Here is a 17246-nt window from a genome sequence, read left to right as displayed (position 1 = left end):
TAATTCCTAGCCTTTGTTTTTTAATGCTAATTCATAGTGCTTAGCGAAGTCTTCTAAATAGAACGGAGACTCTTTATTGATAATATCATCGGATAACTTTTCATGAATATCCTCAAACCTCTTCCAACTTTGAGCATATTTTCTAGCTGGAATAACCTTATTAATAACCGTGTCTTTCGCTAAAGCATCTGAGTATATAGAAGTAGGTTCAACAAGTGACATAACACTCGAAACCGTACCTTCAACACCTTTCATTAAGGCTTGCTCATGACTTTCGATGTCATTAAATGCTTCTTTAATGGCTGCATTTGGCTTTAAGAAGCTAGCGGTTTGACGGTTATATAAGTTATGAATCGCATCTTCTAAGTTTGCAGAAAACTTTAAAGGGTTATTTTCTGACTTACGAAATGCGGTATGACTAAGTCGATTTGTTTGTTTAAACACTGCTCTGTTATGCAGTGTTTCCATTAAACCAACTAGCATCAAAGAAAATGACTCCCCCAGTTGTTCGAACCATTCCTCTCGGTTATCGCTGGGAATCATCATTGGATCTATACCCACCCCTCTAACAAAAGCCGCAAGTTCACCCCCATTGGTATCAAAGTTGGGAGTCGATAGGTGTTCTGATTGTCGGTTAACTTTCGGTAAAGTTTCAGATACGGTGCTCTGTTTTTCGGGCTTTGGGATATCAATAAAATCATCGACTAAACCAATATCTAGCTGAAAGTCAGAAGGAACACTTTCGTTTAAGAGTTCACTAGCACTAAGGCCTAGGTCAACAAATTCTGCTTCCGATGGACTTGAGACTACTTCAGGGGGTGCGCTAGAAAGACTTTTACTTGTCTCAAGACTGAATACATCTGTATCTGTTTGAATAGAAACTGAAATTTGATAATCCCCTAAGCTAACCATATCGTCATCGCTTAGTGCTATTTCATTTCCTTGACCCACAGGAGTTACAGCATTATTTACAAAAGTACCATTAGTTGAGAGGTCTTTTATCAAGTATTTGTCACCAAACTTAATCAGTTCTCCGTGGGTTCCGGATACCACTCTTTCAGGATCTGGTAGTGTCCAATCACATTGTTCAGACCTACCAAATGTAACCTTGGCATGTTCATCACTTGATTCAAACACGAACTCACTCTCAATCTCTGGAGTAAATTTGTGAAAACTTGTTATGGTTAAAACCAACTTCATGTAAACCTCGCCAAAGACCTGCTAGATATTATTTTTAATTTTATTATTAACTGCTTTCTTATTAACAGTAAGATTAATAAAAATCTTAATACTGCCATTGAAAATCATGCACGGAATAATGAATCATTTTTTTATCAAAGCAATCACGTATTGTTCAACAATTTTAATTATCCAACCAAGTTCAAATTTTTGACACTTAGACTTTCATCAATAAAAAAACGAATGTTAGTTTGGCCGAGAAATTCTAACATAATGACTTTTCATTGAGCAGAAAGGTATATATTCCCCCATCATTTATACGGAGTTCTTGTGATGGAAGACAGTAATAAAAACAATTCTATAAATAACGAAGAAAGCGGAGATAAAACTAAAATTGTAAAGACTCAAAAACGAGACAATGCAATTAAATCAACCAAACTCACTAATAATGAAACCTCCGTTAAAAATAAAAATGAAACAAATACAAAACTGTCTCAAAAAGAAAACACTCCGTTAGTTAATAAGAAAAAAAACAATAAAGATGACTCATTAAATAATAACAAAGATGTTATTAACGAAAGCTTAATAGGAACGACCGTTAAAAATCGGTATGAAATTGAGTCGGTTATTGGGCATGGTGGGCTTTGCGATGTTTACTTAGCTAAAGATAAGATTCTTGAATCTTCAGGTTCAGAAACACCCTACGTTGCGTTAAAAATATTACAGAAAGAGTTTGCTTCTCAACCAGAGACTGCACGCATGTTAATACGTGAAGCTCAACAAACTCAAAGGTTAAGCCACCCTAATATCATTAGGGTTTTTGATTTTGGTGTTGATGGCGAAATATACTTTTTAGTTATGGAGTATATTAACGGAGAAACATTAGAGAGTTTAATACAGCGTTCTAGGCCCCATGGGCTGAAGTTTAATGCAACTTTATCAATCCTAAATCAGGTACTCGATGCACTCTCATATGCTCACTCTCTTGGTGTAGTGCACGCCGACCTAAAGCCCGCTAATGTGATTTTAACGTCTGAGGGTGACGTTAAGCTGCTTGATTTTGGTGTATCTAAAACTCATCAATTAAAGCAGGATCAATATGCGGCTAAACGTAAATCCGAAAATGTTGAAACGCTTGGTTATACTCCCAACTATGCATCACTCAACCTGTTATCCGGTAAGGAACCGAACTTAAGCGACGATATGTTTGCTCTATTTTGTATTGCTTACGAGTTATTGAGTTGCAAACACCCTTACGCAAGAACTCCAGTTAATGAAGCTCTCAAAAAGAAGATCAAGGTCTCTAAACCAACTAACATGCCTGCATCTAAGTGGCCAATATTTTCAAGCGTATTTTCAACTGGCATCATTCCGTACGAGCTGACCCCTGAGCAGTTGAAACGCAAATTGAATATGCGCTATTGGCCTATTGCTAGCGGCGCGGCAGCGAGTATATTATTAGTTAGCGGCATTGTATTTGGTTATCAGCAGCAACAAGAAACCATCGCCACTTTGGAAACCGTTATTAGCAAGAAAAATGATCAAATTGCCGGACAAGAGTGGCAGCTTGATACGCCAGCAGAAAAAAGTTTGGCACTGATTGATAGTGAAAAAAGCTTACATCCAGTCGTTAAGGCTGGCTTATTACGCTTACACAAGACCTATATTCTCAGCGAGTTTGAATCTGAAATTGATCAGGTTTTGAATTCTGATGCCAACAACTACCCGAATTATGATGAAATTGAGTCCATACTTGATAAAGCAAAAACCTACTACCCTGACTCACATAAAATAGAAGTTCTTGCCTTAGATATTCAGTCAAGCAAGCACTCCACGTTACTTTCGATAGCAAGGCAAATCAACAGTCAACTTGAAAAGTCTCGGTACAGTAAAGAAGACGGCAGTAAATCCATCTATGAGCTCAAGGATGAGTTAAATCAGATTCATCAAGGTTATCCTTTCACGCCAAGTTCGTTATCTAGCGATGTTTTCGGTCAGCACCTCACTGAAGCACTCAAAAAGAAAGACGCAGCTGCACTTGTTGCTCTTATTAAGGTTGGGAACACCTTCTTTTCAAACGTAGAAGAGCATCAAGAGAACTTACAGATAAGTAATGCGATGAAAGATGCAGTGCTGGAAATGAAATTATATGAGACAGCGCTAGATTCCAACAGCCCTCTACCGTTTCCAGAAGATGCCGCTAGAATCCTGTTCCAAGAAGAGTTTGAAAACTTTTATTCTCGCCTAGAAAAGGCAAGGACGACAACTCATCTCGATAACTTGGTGAAGGATATGGATCTGTTCTCGAAAAACTTTCCTATTGGTTTTCAGGATGTTAACGATTTAAGATTCAAAACTGCTGATAAATACTTACGCTTCTCCGATATATTACTTAATAAGAGAAGGACTTCAAGCGCAAGACGCGCTATGAAGAAAGCCAACGAGCTTATGAAGCAAATAGAACAGGACTCTAAGCAAAGCTAGTAATACAAAAGGGACGCGAGTCCCTTTTTTGCCGCAGATTACTTGCCAATATGCAACTAGATTGCTAATTTATACTTGTACTTAATGAGGAGAGTTAGCCTTGACTGAAGGAATAGTCAAAGTTGGCGAACGTCTGGCGTCCGTATGTAACGATAGCCTTAAACTAGGACTGCAAGACACTTACCGACTCGCCGTTTTACTTGGAAACGTCCCCTTTGCTACTTGTGTTAAAAACACACGAGTTGAAGTTTTTTCATCCCTACATTTCGACCATTGCCGTTTGGATATAAGTCAAAATATCTTTAACAATGACTTTCTTTTTGTAAGTTTATCTCAAGCGACAAGCAAACTATTTCTGCTCAAATACTGGTTATGCCATTCATACCTTCGGCTAAGCCTTCATTATCCGAAACATTCCTCTACCTCAACGTTTAATAGGGGTATACATGATTAATTTTGATGTTCTCAATACATACATGGATAACGACGTAGATCTGATCGTCACTGTTTTTTCTACATACCTTGAAGATCACACGAATGATATAGAGCGTATAGATGAGCTATATGCAAGCAGATGTTGGTCAGAACTCTATCTATTAGCTCATAGTTTAAAAGGCATTCTAGAGAGTTTCGGAGAAGACACCGCGGTCATTGCGTTTCAAAGAATAGAAGAAAAAACCAGAAACGATACAGCGCCAGATAGCTCAGATATAGCTATAGTTACTAAAGAACTAGCTGCAATTAATCAACAAATCTTCGCTTACTTGAAGAATATGCAATAAAGAAATTCAAGGCTTAACTGGGGGAAATATGGCAATGAATAATAGCAATTTCAGGGAGTTGATTGAGTCTCTCAAAGACCTAACACCAACTCAAAAAAGGTACTTACTTAGCCGTACAAAGATGGCGCTAGATGATGAAAGTAATATGTTAAACATCAGTGATATTCTAACACCAGAAGAGTTGGAGGCGTTACTATCACCGGCACCAACAACGAATACAAAATAACAATGATATACAACGCAACCGTCAGATTAACGCTAGGGACCAAGTGAAGCAAATCGACTTTGCTTGGTTGTTAGTTTCTCTCCCTATTCCTTTTCACTACAACAAACGTATTGTTTTCGAAACCTTTTTCCAATTTAAACAGGTCAGATAATTGAGCGACTAACATCAGTCCGCGACCAGAGGAGGACCAACTATCGTCATCCATTAAGTTAGGTGCCTCAATCTGTTTATTTTTATGTTGGATGAACGTCTTTTCATTGATCGGCGCTCCGCAATCAGAGACTCTCAGTTCCACGAAACCGGACACTTGGTCATCCCCAACCCTACACTCCACTTCAATTGGCAGGCCTTCTATTTCACTGTAAGAATGAATATAAGCGTTATTCATGAGCTCAACGACACAAAGCTCCAATGATTGAATTGCATTTAAGGGGATTTGATGACCCATCAAAAACCGAACAACGTCTTTGCTCGCACTTCGTGAGTGAGTAAGGGAGCTCCCGTAAGTTCGTTTAAATTCGCTCTTTGACATTCTTTTCCTTAAAATCGAGCCTCTCACCATGCCATTTTACCTGTAAAAGGCTGGCATCATCATCAAACTCATCTTCGTTGTGCCAAGATTGTACTTTTTTAAAGACGTCTCCCACTTGATCTTCAACTGGCAGCGTGCAAACAGCTTTTATACTCGATGCCAATCGTTGTAGTGAAAACATCTCCTCACCCTGCCTCGCTTCAATCAAACCATCCGAATAAAGCCACAATGCATCGCCCTCATCTAGACTAATTTGGTTACCGCTATATTCCATCGGCTGCATTGCACCAACGATAAAGTTATCGTCACCTATCTGTTCCATCGTTTTCGTACTCGCTCGCCAAACTAAGATCCTGGGGTGGCCAGCCGTGCAATAGCTAAGTTGCCCTGATTTTGTGTTAAGAATGGCGTAAGCCATAGTAAAGTAAAGTTGACTGTTTCTAGTTTGCTGATAACGCCGATTTAGCCGTTCAATCACAGATGCAGGCTCACTTACGCAATAGCCGTCATCTCTCAACTCCATCGTGATCGAATCAGGCCCCTGACTTTGAGATAGCGTCTGTTGAATAGAAAAAGCCATCAAAGCTGAAGAAATACCATGACCAGAAACATCAAATACATAAAACGCAACATGTTGTTCATCGAGCTCCAAATACCCCAACATATCACCACCAATCTGGGAGCATGGTTTGTAGACATAACTAAACTGTATATTTTGGATAGTTGATTCAGAAGGGAGTAGTTGCTCCATCAGATGACTCGCAGACTGTAGGTCTTGGTGGATTGTTTGATAGGCCGCATCTAGCTCTTTATTTCTCTCAACGAGTTTGTTGTGCAGTTCTAAAGTACGAAACCCCGCACGGATTCTGGCCTGAAGTTCCTCTACAGACGTCTTCTTATCTACGAAATCATCTGCGCCAGCATCAATGCCTTTCACGATCGAACTTTGGTCATTTCTAGAAGACAGTAGAACAAAGAAAATGTAACGTTCGCTAACTTTAGATTTTAATTGGCGACACAATTCAATACCATTAATTCCAGGCATCATTAAATCACTCAGCACAAACTGAATATCAGGGCGGTGGGTTAGCACTTCGAGCGCCGCTCGTCCGTCTTCAACAGCAAGCACTTCATAGCCTTGCTTTTCCAATGCACTGCTGATGTAAAGCAGTACTGTTTTACTGTCATCGACCAAAAGAATGGGTTTCATCTGCCTCCTTAAAGTGGTTGCTATACTGGCTAACGCAAAACACTAGTCACTGACTGCTCATTTCTAAAACGGCTGTAGTCTTCGGCTAATAATTGGTGTTGATATCGAGTGTAAGACAACGCTTCATTAGAAATTAGTATCTGATGCTCTTTTTCGATTAACTGACTTTGCAGCCTTTCAATCTGTTCATTCTGCTGTGTGTAATTGAGGTACAGTGCGAATAGACCAAAAACCGAAACCATTAACAGGGCTATTAGAATATTATTGATAGTTTTCACTTGAATATTCATGACCTCTCCTTGTCTATTATTAGACTTTCCATGATGAAAGAGAGCGTCTACGGACCAAGAGCTCGAGGCTCTAAAACGCAACGAAGCAAATTGAGGTTGTTTTTCCAATTATAGGCGATAGGAGAAAAAATAAGAAAAATCTGAAAAAATTTGAATATCCTGCTGAGTTAAGAACCTGTAAGGTGGTAGCAGCGAGCTATCATCCACTCGCTGCAATACATTAACTCTGAAATGCAGGTCTAGCTAAAATTTGGTTATACCATCGAGCAATGCTTGGCGACGTCGATAGCACATCAATTTCTAGGCCTTTAATTGCGAAACTGATCAAAATAAAGCCTGTTATATCGACGATAGTAAAATGGTCTACGGCGATAAAATCATTATGTTCAAGGCGCTTGTCTAAGACAGGCAGAAATTCGTAGACGCGTTGTTTTGATTCTTCGCCCCATGCTTCAACGCAACGTTCTCTGTCTCCATAAACTCCGGTCATGTTTCGAAACGCCTGAAATGCCGCATTTAGTCCTTGGAACTCCACCACACGATGCCACATTTCCACCTGAGCACGTTCGAGCTGGTTAGCACCAAACAGCGCCAGATCATTTTCAAACGCTTCATCTAGGTAGCGACAAATCGCCACACTTTCACAGATCGTCGTACCATCATCCAGTTCGAGCAAAGGCACTTTGCCGTTCACGCTTTTCGATTTAAACGGTTCAGATAGGTTATCGCCCTCACGAACGTTCAGCGCAATTCGCTCAACCTCGCCACCGATTTCCTTTAGAAAAATGCTAACTCGCTTACAACTTGGAGTCATTGCGGTTTCATAGAGCTTCATTTCACATCCTTTTATCTTTTTCTAACCGATTGGTTAGGATATACTGTAGCCAGTTTATAAACGATCAGTCAAGAACTTCACTATCAAAAATTTTCAAACAGTTGTGGGTCTGTTTGCTGAGCGAGATTTTTGATGCCGTTTGTGAGTTCACATGAATTTGGAGGCTGATACCCAAGGATAGATGGGTATTCATCATATTGGTTCAGTTCGAGCGCTAGAGGTTCTCTGTACCATCCCTCCAAAGCAATTTAATTACCCGATAAGCAGACCCAGGCAGGTAATTTATGGCAAGAAAAGCCAACTTCGACCGAGATGAAAAGCTTCTCGTGGCTATGGATGTGTTTTGGCGCAAGGGCTTTGCGAACACGTCTATCTCGGATCTCACCGACGAGTTGAACATCAACCGCTTCAGTCTTTACAACACCTATGGTGACAAGCAACAGCTCTACTACGAAGCGCTCGATACTTACTTAAAAAAGGTCTCGCTACCGTCACTGAATGATTTGGAAAAAGACGATGCGTCTTTACCTGAGTTGGAATCGTTCCTTAAATCTTTTGCTGAACTGCAACGCAAACGCAACTGTGGGTGTTTTATCCAAAATGCGTTGATTGAGCACGCTGGTGAAGACGATGACGTACTGCGTAAAGGGCATTTTTTGTTTGACCATCTTATCGACATCATTGCGGATGCGCTGACCAATGCGCAAAAAGAAACCTTAGTGCCGAAAACGCTGAAACCAGAAGAGCTCGCTCGTTTTGTTCTCAACAACATGCAAGGTATGCGCGTACTTGGCAAAGCCAAACGTTATGCCGACTTGGATACCGCGCTTTCCTGCTTGCTGGTTTTGATTAGGAAGTGACATGTCGATTGAAGTGATAGCAGTACGTCTTACCAAAGGCATGGACTTAAAGCTGAGCCTAGCGAAATTGGTCGAGCAGCATGGTATCAAAGCAGGCTCGATTGCCTCATGCGTTGGCTGTATCTCTAACCTCAACCTTCGTTTGGCTGGTGCAGAGAGTACGTTAACCAAACAAGAGCCATTTGAAATCGTCTCTGTGATGGGAACACTAACGCCTGAGCATCAGCACGTTCATATCTCGGTGTCTGATCGTGATGGACTAGTTTGCGGTGGGCATTTGCTGGAAGGCACAGTGATTGATACTACCGCAGAATTGATCATCCATTCTTACTCAGAACTTGAGTTCACTAGAGCGATGGACGACTCGACTGGCTATACCGAACTACAAGTGAATCCTTCCAAATAGTAAAAAGCTCCAGAACCATACTGTGGTGTCTCTGGAGCTTTATTCGCATGTCTCTCACGCGAAGAATTCACTCATATCGAGCAAGCTAACTTCGGAGATCACTCTTCGACTAAATAACAAACCTGATTATCGTCGACCATTACTTGCCACGTTTTTAGACAGTGCGCATCGTCTTCTAAACACTGCCCGCTCTTTAAACTGAAGTGCTGTTTATACAGTGGTGATGCAACACACATCTCACCATCAATATCACCGACAATCCCTCGACTCATCACATAAGCCTTACCAATTGGATCCCAATCTTGAACGGCGTAAACACCGCTATCAGGAATGTAGAACAACGCGACATGCTCGCCTTCAATCAACACCGTGGCACCGATGAACGGCATTAGGTCATCAAGCTGACACAATTTCACTTTGGTTAAAGCTGCCATTTACACCTCCTGTTTCAATGGAATACGCTGACCGCGCACACGTTGGTACGGCAAGACTTTGCTGCCCGACGTGCTGTTCAAGAAAGGACGGAAGCGTTGCAATTTTTGAGGATTATCTAACGTACTCTTCCACTCACATTGATAGGTATCTACGACTCGTGCCATTTGTTCATCCAAAGAATCACATAGATTCAGAGAGTCATCCAAAATCACTTGTTTAAGGTAATCTAGGCCCCCTTCCATGTTCTCCATCCACACAGACGTGCGCTGCAAGCGATCAGCGGTGCTGACGTAGAACATCAAAACTCGGTCAATCATGATGATCAACTCTGGTTTGGATAAGTCGGATGCAAACAAATCAGCGTGTCTTGGTCTCATGCCGCCATTACCACACACATATAGATTCCAGCCGTTTTCAGTGGCGATCACCCCAATGTCTTTACTTTGCGCTTCTGCACACTCGCGAGTACATCCCGATACGGCAAACTTAAGCTTATGGGGCGCTCGCAATCCTTTGTAGCGGTTCTCTAACTCAATCGCTAATCCGACCGAGTCATCAACACCATAGCGACACCAAGTAGAACCCACACAAGATTTCACGGTGCGCACCGACTTGCCGTAGGCGTGCCCTGTTTCAAAACCAGCATCAATCAAGGTTTGCCAGATTTCAGGAAGCTGTTCTAACTGCGCGCCAAATAAATCCACGCGTTGACCGCCAGTGATTTTGGTGTATAGATCGTATTGCTGAGCGACTTCGCCTAGCACGATGAGTTTGTCTGGTGTGATTTCGCCACCCGGAACACGAGGCACAATCGAGTAAGAGCCATCTTTTTGTAGGTTCGCCATAAAGGCATCATTAGAGTCTTGCAGAGATTGATGCTGCGGCTCCATGATGTGTTCATTCCACAAAGAAGCAAAAACAGATGCCGCTGTCGGCTTACAGATATCACACCCATGCCCTTTGCCATGCAGTGCAATTAAGGTGTCGAAGTCTTTGATTTGTTCCACTTGGCAAATATGGAACATCTCTTGGCGACTTAACTCAAAGTGCTCACAAAGGTGGTTGTTAACCTCTACCCCCATGGCTGCCAGTTGAGTATCCAATACCGACTTCACCATATTGCTACAGCCACCACAGCCAGTACCGGCTTTGGTGTTCGCTTTAAGGTCCGTAAGGTTGGTGGTGCCAGCTTGAATCTCGGCAACTAAGTCGCCTTTTGTGACGTTGTGACAAGAACAGATGATGGCGCTGTCTGGCATCTCTCCATCAAGCATTCCGGTATCAAACAACAGGTTCGCGGCGTGGTCTGGTAGAACCGTTTTGTTCAAATAACACTGTAAGAGCGCATCGTAGTCACTGTTGTCACCAACGAGAATCGCACCAAGCAGTTGGGTGCCGCTCGCATCAACCACCAGCTTTTTGTAGATGCCTGCAACCGCATCTTGCAACACCATTTCCTGTGCGCCTTCGGTTTGCATTTGTGCATCGCCGATAGACGCCACATCCACCCCAAGTAGCTTGAGCTTGGTGCTCATGTCTGCACCTTTAAAACCTTCGCTCGGCATTCCAGTCAAGACATCGGCAGTGGTTCTCGCCATGGTGTAACCGGGGGCGACTAAACCAAATATCTTCTGCTCCCAAAGGGCACATTCGCCAATCGCATAAATGTTCTCATCGCTGGTTTGGCATTGGTTGTTAATCACTATACCGCCTCGCTCGCCTACTTCTAGCTCAGCCATTTTTGCCAGCTCATCTTGAGGGCGAATCCCTGCGGAAAAAGACAATCACATCCACTTCGAGAGGATCTTTGTCTTTAAACACCATGCGATGCTTAGCCGTTTCACCATCGCAGATTCGTTCCGTACCCGTTGAGGTGTGAACGGTTAGCCCTAGCGCCTCAATCTTCTCTTTTAGCACTAAGCCAGCACCATCATCTAACTGTACGGGCATCAGGCGAGGTGCAAACTCAATGACGTGAGTTTCAAGCCCCAACAGTTTGAGTGCGTTTGCCGCTTCTAAACCCAACAAGCCGCCGCCAATCACTGCGCCTGTTCTTGCACCTTCACATGCCTTTTTGATTTGTGAAAGATCATCAAGCGTGCGGTAGACAAACACGTTGTCGCGGTCTTTACCTTCAATTGGCGGCACAAATGGGTACGAACCAGTAGCGAGCACAAGTTGGTCGTAACCCAGCACATCTTCACCATCAAGCAGAATGCGCTTTTGCTCTCTGTCGATACCTGTTACTTGGCTGCCAAGTACGAGTTGGATGCCATGCATGTCGTACCATTCTTGGTTACTCAGCATCAAATCATTATGAGACTTACCCGCAAACAAAGAGGACAACTGTACACGGTCATACGCGATAAAACGCTCTGCACCAATCACGGTAATTCGGTGCTCCAAATGCGCGTTTTTCTGCACTAATTGCTCGACAAGGTGTTGCCCGACCATACCGTTGCCTACCACAACGATGTGGCTCAATGCGTTCTTTACTGGAATCGTTAAAGGACTGTTCATCGCTGCCTCCTTATGCCGTTTGCGCTGCGGTTTTGGGTTTGTCTTCTTTCGAAACAGGAATCTCGACTTTGGATTGCTTCTCGTAAAGAAACTTCAGCACCGCTTGTCGACACTTCTGATACTGCGCATCATCCGCCAGTGCGACACGCTCACGAGGGCGAGGTAGATTCACTTCTAACACTTCACCAATGGTTGCTGCCGGTCCGTTAGTCATCATCACGATTTTGTCGGATAGCAGCACGGCTTCATCCACGTCGTGGGTAATCATGATGACAGTGTTGTTTAGCTCGGCTTGAATCTTCATCAGTGCATCCTGCAAATGCGCACGTGTTAACGCATCCAACGCACCAAATGGCTCATCCATCAGCAGAACCTTTGGTTGAAGTGCCAGTGCTCTCGCGATGCCGACTCGCTGCTTCATACCGCCCGAGATTTCATCCGGCTTTTTGTGCGCAGCATGCTGCATTTGAATCAACTCCAAATAGTGATTCACTTGCTCCTGAATCCACGCTTTGCCCTTTTTGCCGGCAATTTGTTTTACAGCTAGCTCAACGTTTTGATATACGGTGAGCCAAGGTAACAATGAATGGTTTTGGAACACCACTGCGCGGTCAGGTCCCGGTCCAGCTACTTCTCGCCCATCGACTATTACGCCGCCGTCTGTTGGCATGTGCAGCCCTGCGACTAAGTTCAATACCGTTGATTTACCACAGCCAGAGTGACCAATTAGGGATACAAACTCGCCTTTATTGATTTGTAAATCGACGTTCTTAAGCGCGATGAACTCGCCATCTGGCGTTGGGAATCGCATCCCTAAACGCGTTAGATCTAATAATGCTTTTTCCATGATCTTTTCCCTTATCTCAACGCTTGTTGTTTATTCCAAGACAGCCACTTTTGAAGTTGCAACATGCCTCTATCGAGCATCAAACCGATAAAACCAATGGTGATGACAGCCACCATGATGCGCCCCAATGACGCTGAACTGCCGTTCTGGAACTCATCCCAAACAAATTTGCCTAACCCTGGGTTCTGCGCGAGCATTTCTGCCGCAATCAATACCATCCAAGCGATACCTAAAGAGAGACGTAAACCAGTGAAGATCATTGGAATGGCAGAAGGTAAAACGATGGTGCGTATATGCTGCCACCACGAAAGTTGAAGCACTTTACTCACGTTGATTAAGTCTTTATCAACGCTCGTTACACCCACGGCGGTATTAATCAGCGTCGGCCATAAGCTACACAGCGCCACTGTGATCAGAGAGTTAATGAACGACTTAGCAAACATCGGGTCATCACTCACATAAGTGGCACTTACAACCATAGTGACGATAGGCAGCCAAGCCAAAGGTGATACGGGCTTGAGCAATTGAATGATTGGGTTGAACGCTTGATACAGCCCTTGATTAAGACCAAGCACGATGCCAAGCGGAATCGCAATAACCGTCGCCAACAGAAAGCCTGCAGTCACAGTCACTAAGCTTGTTATGATTTGGTCGAAGAACGTCGGTTTACCAGTGTAAGGACGAATCTTTACTTCGGCGTCTGGATTTTCGGCTAACTTTGCAGCATTGCGCTTTTCCTGACGCTCGATAAACGCTTGTTCCTTTTCTCGCTCTTGCCAATGGTCATCGACAAGGTTGCTAAACTGCTGAAAAGTTTGCACTGGTCCCGGTAGCGTACCTAATGAAGTTTGCACTTCTCTCGCCGCTAAGTGCCACATTGCCAAGAAGATCAGCAAACCAATGACGGGCAAAAGCACCAACCTACTTCGGTTCACTACCTGCTTAGCAGGAAAAAGGGAAATGACATTACTAGACATACTCACTCCTAAGAAATTTACATCCTTGTTGCCACAAGCGAATCCCCCTCGCCTGTGGCATCTATACCCAAGTGACCTCAAAGGGGCGGATTCAGAGCGTTGTCACTGATTCAAATTCAAGGCAAACAATGCCGTGGAAGAACCTTTTCTTTCCAAATTGTTTAACGATGAAGTTGTGTCAGTGACACGCTCCCACAGGGCGAGTTGTTTTTGCTTGTATACTTCGTTAACGACTTTCAATTTAGAACCACTAGATTTTCAACTCGTTGCCTCGTCTTCAAGCAAATACATCCTCGCTGAACCTCGCCTCTTGGGGTTACTTGGGTATACTGTTATGGTTAAACTTTGTCTTTTCCTTTAAGCCCGATAGAGAACTTCTCTAGATATTTATTTGGCTCACGACCGTCATAAACGATGTTGTCGATAAAGTGTGTTTGTGGCGCACGGAAACCATCTTCAGCACTGAAATCTGGGAAGTCTTTTTTGCTCAACACACCATCTTCAATCAGTGCTTGAGCCGCTTGTTGGTAAATGTCCGGACGGTAAACCTCTTTTGCGACATCCATGTACCAATCATCGGATTTCTCGCTTGAGATTTGTCCCCAACGGCGCATTTGGGTCAGGTACCAAATCGCATCGCTGTAATACGGATAAGTGGCGTTATGACGGAAGAACACGTTGAAGTCTGGCACGTCTCGTTTGTCGCCTTTCTCGTATTCAAATGTGCCGGTCATTGAGTTGGCGATAACTTCAGCATCGGCTCCAACGTATTCGCTTTTTGATAGCATCTTCACTGCGTCTTGGCGGTTGGCATTGTCGTTTTCATCCAACCAATGTGCCGCTCGAATCAAGGCTTTCACTACGCGAATGTGCGTGTTTGGATACTTCTCAGCCCAAGCTTTGGAAACACCAAACACTTTCTCTGGGTTGTTCTTCCAGATCTCGTAATCGGTCACAACTGGCGTACCAATGCCTTTAAACACAGCTTGTTGGTTCCATGGTTCGCCAACGCAGTACCCTTTGATCGTGCCCGCTTCCATTGTTGCTGGCATTTGTGGTGGCGGTGTAACACTCAAAAGAACGTCAGCATCCAACTGACCACTGTTATCGCCTGAGTCTGGCGCGTAAAAACCTGGGTGAATCCCACCTGCCGCTAGCCAGTATCGCAATTCATAGTTGTGCGTCGATACAGGGAACACCATACCCATGTTGAACGGTTTGCCTTTATCCAGATAGCTGTCGACCACAGGCTTCAGTGCATCCGCTTTGATTGGGTGAACAGGTTTGCCATCTGGTTGTTTTGGAATGTATTGCTTCATCTGCTCCCAAGTATCATTGGAAACCGTGATTGCGTTGCCGTTCAAATCCATACTGAACGCAGTAATCACTTCTGCTTTTGTGCCAACACCAATCGTTGCGCCCAATGGCTGACCAGCAAGCATGTGCGCACCGGCAAGTTCACCGTCGATGACTCGGTCTAGAAGCACCTTCCAGTTTGCTTGAGCTTCTAAAGTGACGTACAAGCCTTCGTCTTCAAAAAAGCCTTTCTCATAAGCAACCGCCAGCGGTGCCATATCGGTTAACTTAATAAAACCAAACTTCAGGTCTTCAATTTCTGGCTCACCCAACTCTGCCTTTACGCTAACCGTGGTGAATACCGATAACGAAATTGCTGACACTTTCAGCATCGAACTCCATTTCATTGGTTTGCTCCCATAAAAAAAGCGCCACTACTCCGAAGAGCAGTAGCGCCGTTGCTAAGTCTACAATTACCGCCGTTGATAATTGAGATAAGCGATTCAACAATAAACCCATACCTAGTAATCCAATTACTGTGCCAACTTATTTTTCACAGTAAATACAATGAATTAGTTTATTCCACCGTTTCTTATTCCCTGTTATTGCTTGCTGATAGTGCAACACGCACCACGTTAGAAAATGCACCCTAACCCCAAAGTGGTAGAGCGACTAATCCAACACTTCCAAAGTAGTTATCAAATTCTTGGCAACTTGTGCGAGCGTTTGGCTCGATTGCATGGCTGAATTTCTAAGTGCTTTATAAGCCTGTTCTTCATCAACGCTGTGCATCTTCATCAGCAGACCTTTGGCTTTTTCCACCAGCTTGCGCTCTTCAATCTTATGGGTCAGCGATTCAATTTCCGATTGCATACTTTCGAATTTCGCTCTCACTAGTGTCGCATGTTCAATCCAAGGCTGAAGCGCAAACTCACTATCGTGCGGCATGAGCACATAGTCCATTTTTTCTGATAACCGATTGATATCATTAGATGATAACTGCTTTAAGACGATAAGAAGTGGTGCCGATTTTCTGCGGCAGAAATCGACGATCAAACGCAGTTCTGCGGTTGGTTGCTGCCATCCAACCACAACGCTTGCTGACGGTTCTCGCTGCATAAGCGTTTCTAGCTGTGCCAATTGGCAGCCGATGATGTTGTCGTAATCTTTGCTCAATAAACCGGACAATCGAGCCTGCTCTTGGAGGCTATCACAGCATACTATGATGGGTGTTTTTGACGTTGATTGAGTCATGCACATTCCTTGTTTATATCTCACTCACTAAGAGAGACATAACAAGGAATGTGCCAACTAAAGTAGAAGCCTTTTAACTAGAGGCGAGATGTTCTTTGAAGAAGCCGAGTGTGCGCTCCCAAGCGAGTGCTGCTTCTTCCGGTGCGTAGCGTGCTGTTGAGTCGTTATGGAAGCCGTGGTTGACGTTCTCATACATTAACGCTTGATACTGTGCGTCGGTTGCGATCAATTGCTGCTCATAAGCAGGCCATGTGTCGTTAACACGCTTATCGAGCCCTGCAAAGTGAATCATCAACGGCCCTTTGACTTGCTTTTGGATCTCTTGCGCAGCTGGTGTTCCATAAAAAGGCACACCTGCATCGAGCTCTTCAGGCATTACCGCTGCAAGCATATTGACAATGTATCCACCGAAGCAGAATCCAACCGCGCCCAATTTACCGTTGCCACCCTCGTATTGTTTGAGGAAGTTAGCGGCTGCAATAAAGTCTTGTTCGATCTTGGCTCTGTCCATCTCTTTCTGCATGGCGCGACCTTCATCGTCGTTCCCCGGATAGCCGCCGAGTGGATAAAGTGCGTCTGGAGCGAAAGCAATAAAGCCATCTTTTGCAAGTCGTCTTGCGACATCTTTGATGTATGGGTTTAGACCTCGATTTTCATGAATCACCAACACAGTCGGCGATTTTAAGGTCTTCTTCTGTGGCATCACCAAATAACCACGCCCTTCTCCATGTCCATTTGGAGATGGAAAGGTTTCGTACGTTGCCTTGATGTCAGGATCGTTAAATGAAACTTGTTCTGCGAGTGCGTAATTAGGGGTTAGCGCGTCGACCAGTGCTGTCATGCTAAAGCCAAGCACAGCAAGACCACCCAGCCTATTAAGAAACTCACGGCGCGAGATTTTTCCGTGGGCGTATTCGTCGTACCAATCGAAGGCTTCTTGCGGGATCGGGTGAGAAGCCTTTTCACTAGGAGTGGTATGCTTTAGAACCATTATCCATGTCCTCTGTGTCTTACCATATGGGATTTTCTCATTCTCAAAAGCGCAGCGAGAAACGAACGCGATTGAGGCTAAAACTGCGGTTTCACCACTCTGATACGGAGCAAGGTGGTGAA

Annotated in this window: 17 protein-coding genes and 1 pseudogene; 5 read left to right on the top strand and 13 right to left on the bottom strand. The window is 43.9% G+C overall.

What is annotated here, in order from left to right:
* Positions 1 to 6: 6 nt before the first annotated feature.
* Positions 7 to 1200, bottom strand: a complete 1194-nt coding sequence (gene tagH / locus J4N43_RS19165) for a type VI secretion system-associated FHA domain protein TagH (RefSeq protein ID WP_005375931.1) — start codon at positions 1198 to 1200, stop codon at positions 7 to 9.
* 312 nt (positions 1201 to 1512) lie between these two features.
* Between tagH and J4N43_RS19160 the strand changes: the two genes are divergently transcribed.
* From J4N43_RS19160 to J4N43_RS19150, 3 genes are all read left to right on the top strand, one after another.
* Positions 1513 to 3663, top strand: coding sequence for a serine/threonine-protein kinase (locus tag J4N43_RS19160; protein ID WP_199266787.1), 2151 nt, complete (start codon positions 1513 to 1515; stop codon positions 3661 to 3663).
* 446 nt (positions 3664 to 4109) lie between these two features.
* On the top strand, positions 4110 to 4445 hold the full coding sequence (locus J4N43_RS19155) for an Hpt domain-containing protein (protein ID WP_025767707.1): 336 nt from the start codon (positions 4110 to 4112) through the stop codon (positions 4443 to 4445).
* Between the two features lie 34 nt (positions 4446 to 4479).
* Positions 4480 to 4671, top strand: a complete 192-nt coding sequence (locus J4N43_RS19150; protein WP_025767706.1) for a hypothetical protein — start codon at positions 4480 to 4482, stop codon at positions 4669 to 4671.
* A 70-nt stretch (positions 4672 to 4741) separates the two neighbouring features.
* Here the strand turns inward: J4N43_RS19150 and J4N43_RS19145 are convergent, their stop codons facing one another.
* The 4 genes from J4N43_RS19145 to J4N43_RS19130 form a co-directional block, all read right to left on the bottom strand.
* Positions 4742 to 5119 (bottom strand): ATP-binding protein, encoded by a 378-nt coding sequence (locus J4N43_RS19145; RefSeq protein WP_242013639.1) that lies wholly within the window; start codon positions 5117 to 5119, stop codon positions 4742 to 4744.
* A 64-nt stretch (positions 5120 to 5183) separates the two neighbouring features.
* The gene (locus J4N43_RS19140) at positions 5184 to 6413 is read right to left on the bottom strand and encodes a PP2C family protein-serine/threonine phosphatase (RefSeq protein ID WP_054730367.1); all 1230 of its coding nucleotides are present in this window, start codon (positions 6411 to 6413) and stop codon (positions 5184 to 5186) included.
* A 29-nt stretch (positions 6414 to 6442) separates the two neighbouring features.
* Positions 6443 to 6703, bottom strand: a complete 261-nt coding sequence (locus tag J4N43_RS19135) for a hypothetical protein (RefSeq protein ID WP_005375908.1) — start codon at positions 6701 to 6703, stop codon at positions 6443 to 6445.
* A 220-nt stretch (positions 6704 to 6923) separates the two neighbouring features.
* Positions 6924 to 7538: a glutathione S-transferase family protein gene (locus J4N43_RS19130; protein WP_053349944.1), complete on the bottom strand. Its 615-nt coding sequence runs from the start codon at positions 7536 to 7538 to the stop codon at positions 6924 to 6926.
* 284 nt (positions 7539 to 7822) lie between these two features.
* Between J4N43_RS19130 and J4N43_RS19125 the strand changes: the two genes are divergently transcribed.
* On the top strand, positions 7823 to 8398 hold the full coding sequence (locus tag J4N43_RS19125; protein WP_005375904.1) for a TetR/AcrR family transcriptional regulator: 576 nt from the start codon (positions 7823 to 7825) through the stop codon (positions 8396 to 8398).
* Between the two features lies 1 nt (position 8399).
* The gene (locus tag J4N43_RS19120) at positions 8400 to 8804 is read left to right on the top strand and encodes a PPC domain-containing DNA-binding protein (RefSeq protein WP_053349945.1); all 405 of its coding nucleotides are present in this window, start codon (positions 8400 to 8402) and stop codon (positions 8802 to 8804) included.
* A 98-nt stretch (positions 8805 to 8902) separates the two neighbouring features.
* On the opposite strand, the gene nirD is transcribed toward J4N43_RS19120, so the two are convergent.
* The 8 genes and pseudogenes from nirD to J4N43_RS19080 all read right to left on the bottom strand — a co-directional run bounded on the left by nirD (position 8903) and on the right by J4N43_RS19080 (position 17124).
* The gene (nirD, locus tag J4N43_RS19115) at positions 8903 to 9238 is read right to left on the bottom strand and encodes a nitrite reductase small subunit NirD (RefSeq protein WP_053349946.1); all 336 of its coding nucleotides are present in this window, start codon (positions 9236 to 9238) and stop codon (positions 8903 to 8905) included.
* Positions 9239 to 11759, bottom strand: a pseudogene (gene nirB, locus J4N43_RS19110) (nitrite reductase large subunit NirB).
* Positions 11760 to 11769: 10 nt separating this feature from the next.
* Positions 11770 to 12606 carry an ABC transporter ATP-binding protein gene (locus J4N43_RS19105; protein ID WP_053053060.1) on the bottom strand — a complete coding sequence of 279 codons (837 nt, stop codon included), beginning with the start codon at positions 12604 to 12606 and terminating at the stop codon, positions 11770 to 11772.
* 11 nt (positions 12607 to 12617) lie between these two features.
* A complete protein-coding gene (locus J4N43_RS19100; protein ID WP_017818740.1) occupies positions 12618 to 13583 on the bottom strand; it encodes an ABC transporter permease in 966 nt (321 codons plus the stop codon).
* A gap of 338 nt (positions 13584 to 13921) precedes the next feature.
* On the bottom strand, positions 13922 to 15286 hold the full coding sequence (locus J4N43_RS19095) for a CmpA/NrtA family ABC transporter substrate-binding protein (RefSeq protein WP_053349948.1): 1365 nt from the start codon (positions 15284 to 15286) through the stop codon (positions 13922 to 13924).
* Entirely contained in the window at positions 15225 to 15398 is a 174-nt protein-coding gene (locus J4N43_RS19090) for a hypothetical protein (protein WP_172677725.1), read from the bottom strand. The genes J4N43_RS19095 and J4N43_RS19090 overlap by 62 nt, the downstream gene beginning before the upstream one ends.
* A gap of 153 nt (positions 15399 to 15551) precedes the next feature.
* Entirely contained in the window at positions 15552 to 16133 is a 582-nt protein-coding gene (locus tag J4N43_RS19085) for an ANTAR domain-containing response regulator (RefSeq protein WP_012842515.1), read from the bottom strand.
* Between the two features lie 73 nt (positions 16134 to 16206).
* Entirely contained in the window at positions 16207 to 17124 is a 918-nt protein-coding gene (locus J4N43_RS19080; RefSeq protein WP_009704599.1) for a dienelactone hydrolase family protein, read from the bottom strand.
* Positions 17125 to 17246 lie beyond the last annotated feature (122 nt).

The organism is Vibrio sp. SCSIO 43009, from assembly GCF_023716525.1.
Taxonomy (GTDB): domain Bacteria; phylum Pseudomonadota; class Gammaproteobacteria; order Enterobacterales; family Vibrionaceae; genus Vibrio; species Vibrio alginolyticus.
The sequence above is the reverse complement of the archived record's forward strand: the minus strand, read 5'-3'. Positions and strand labels throughout refer to the sequence as shown.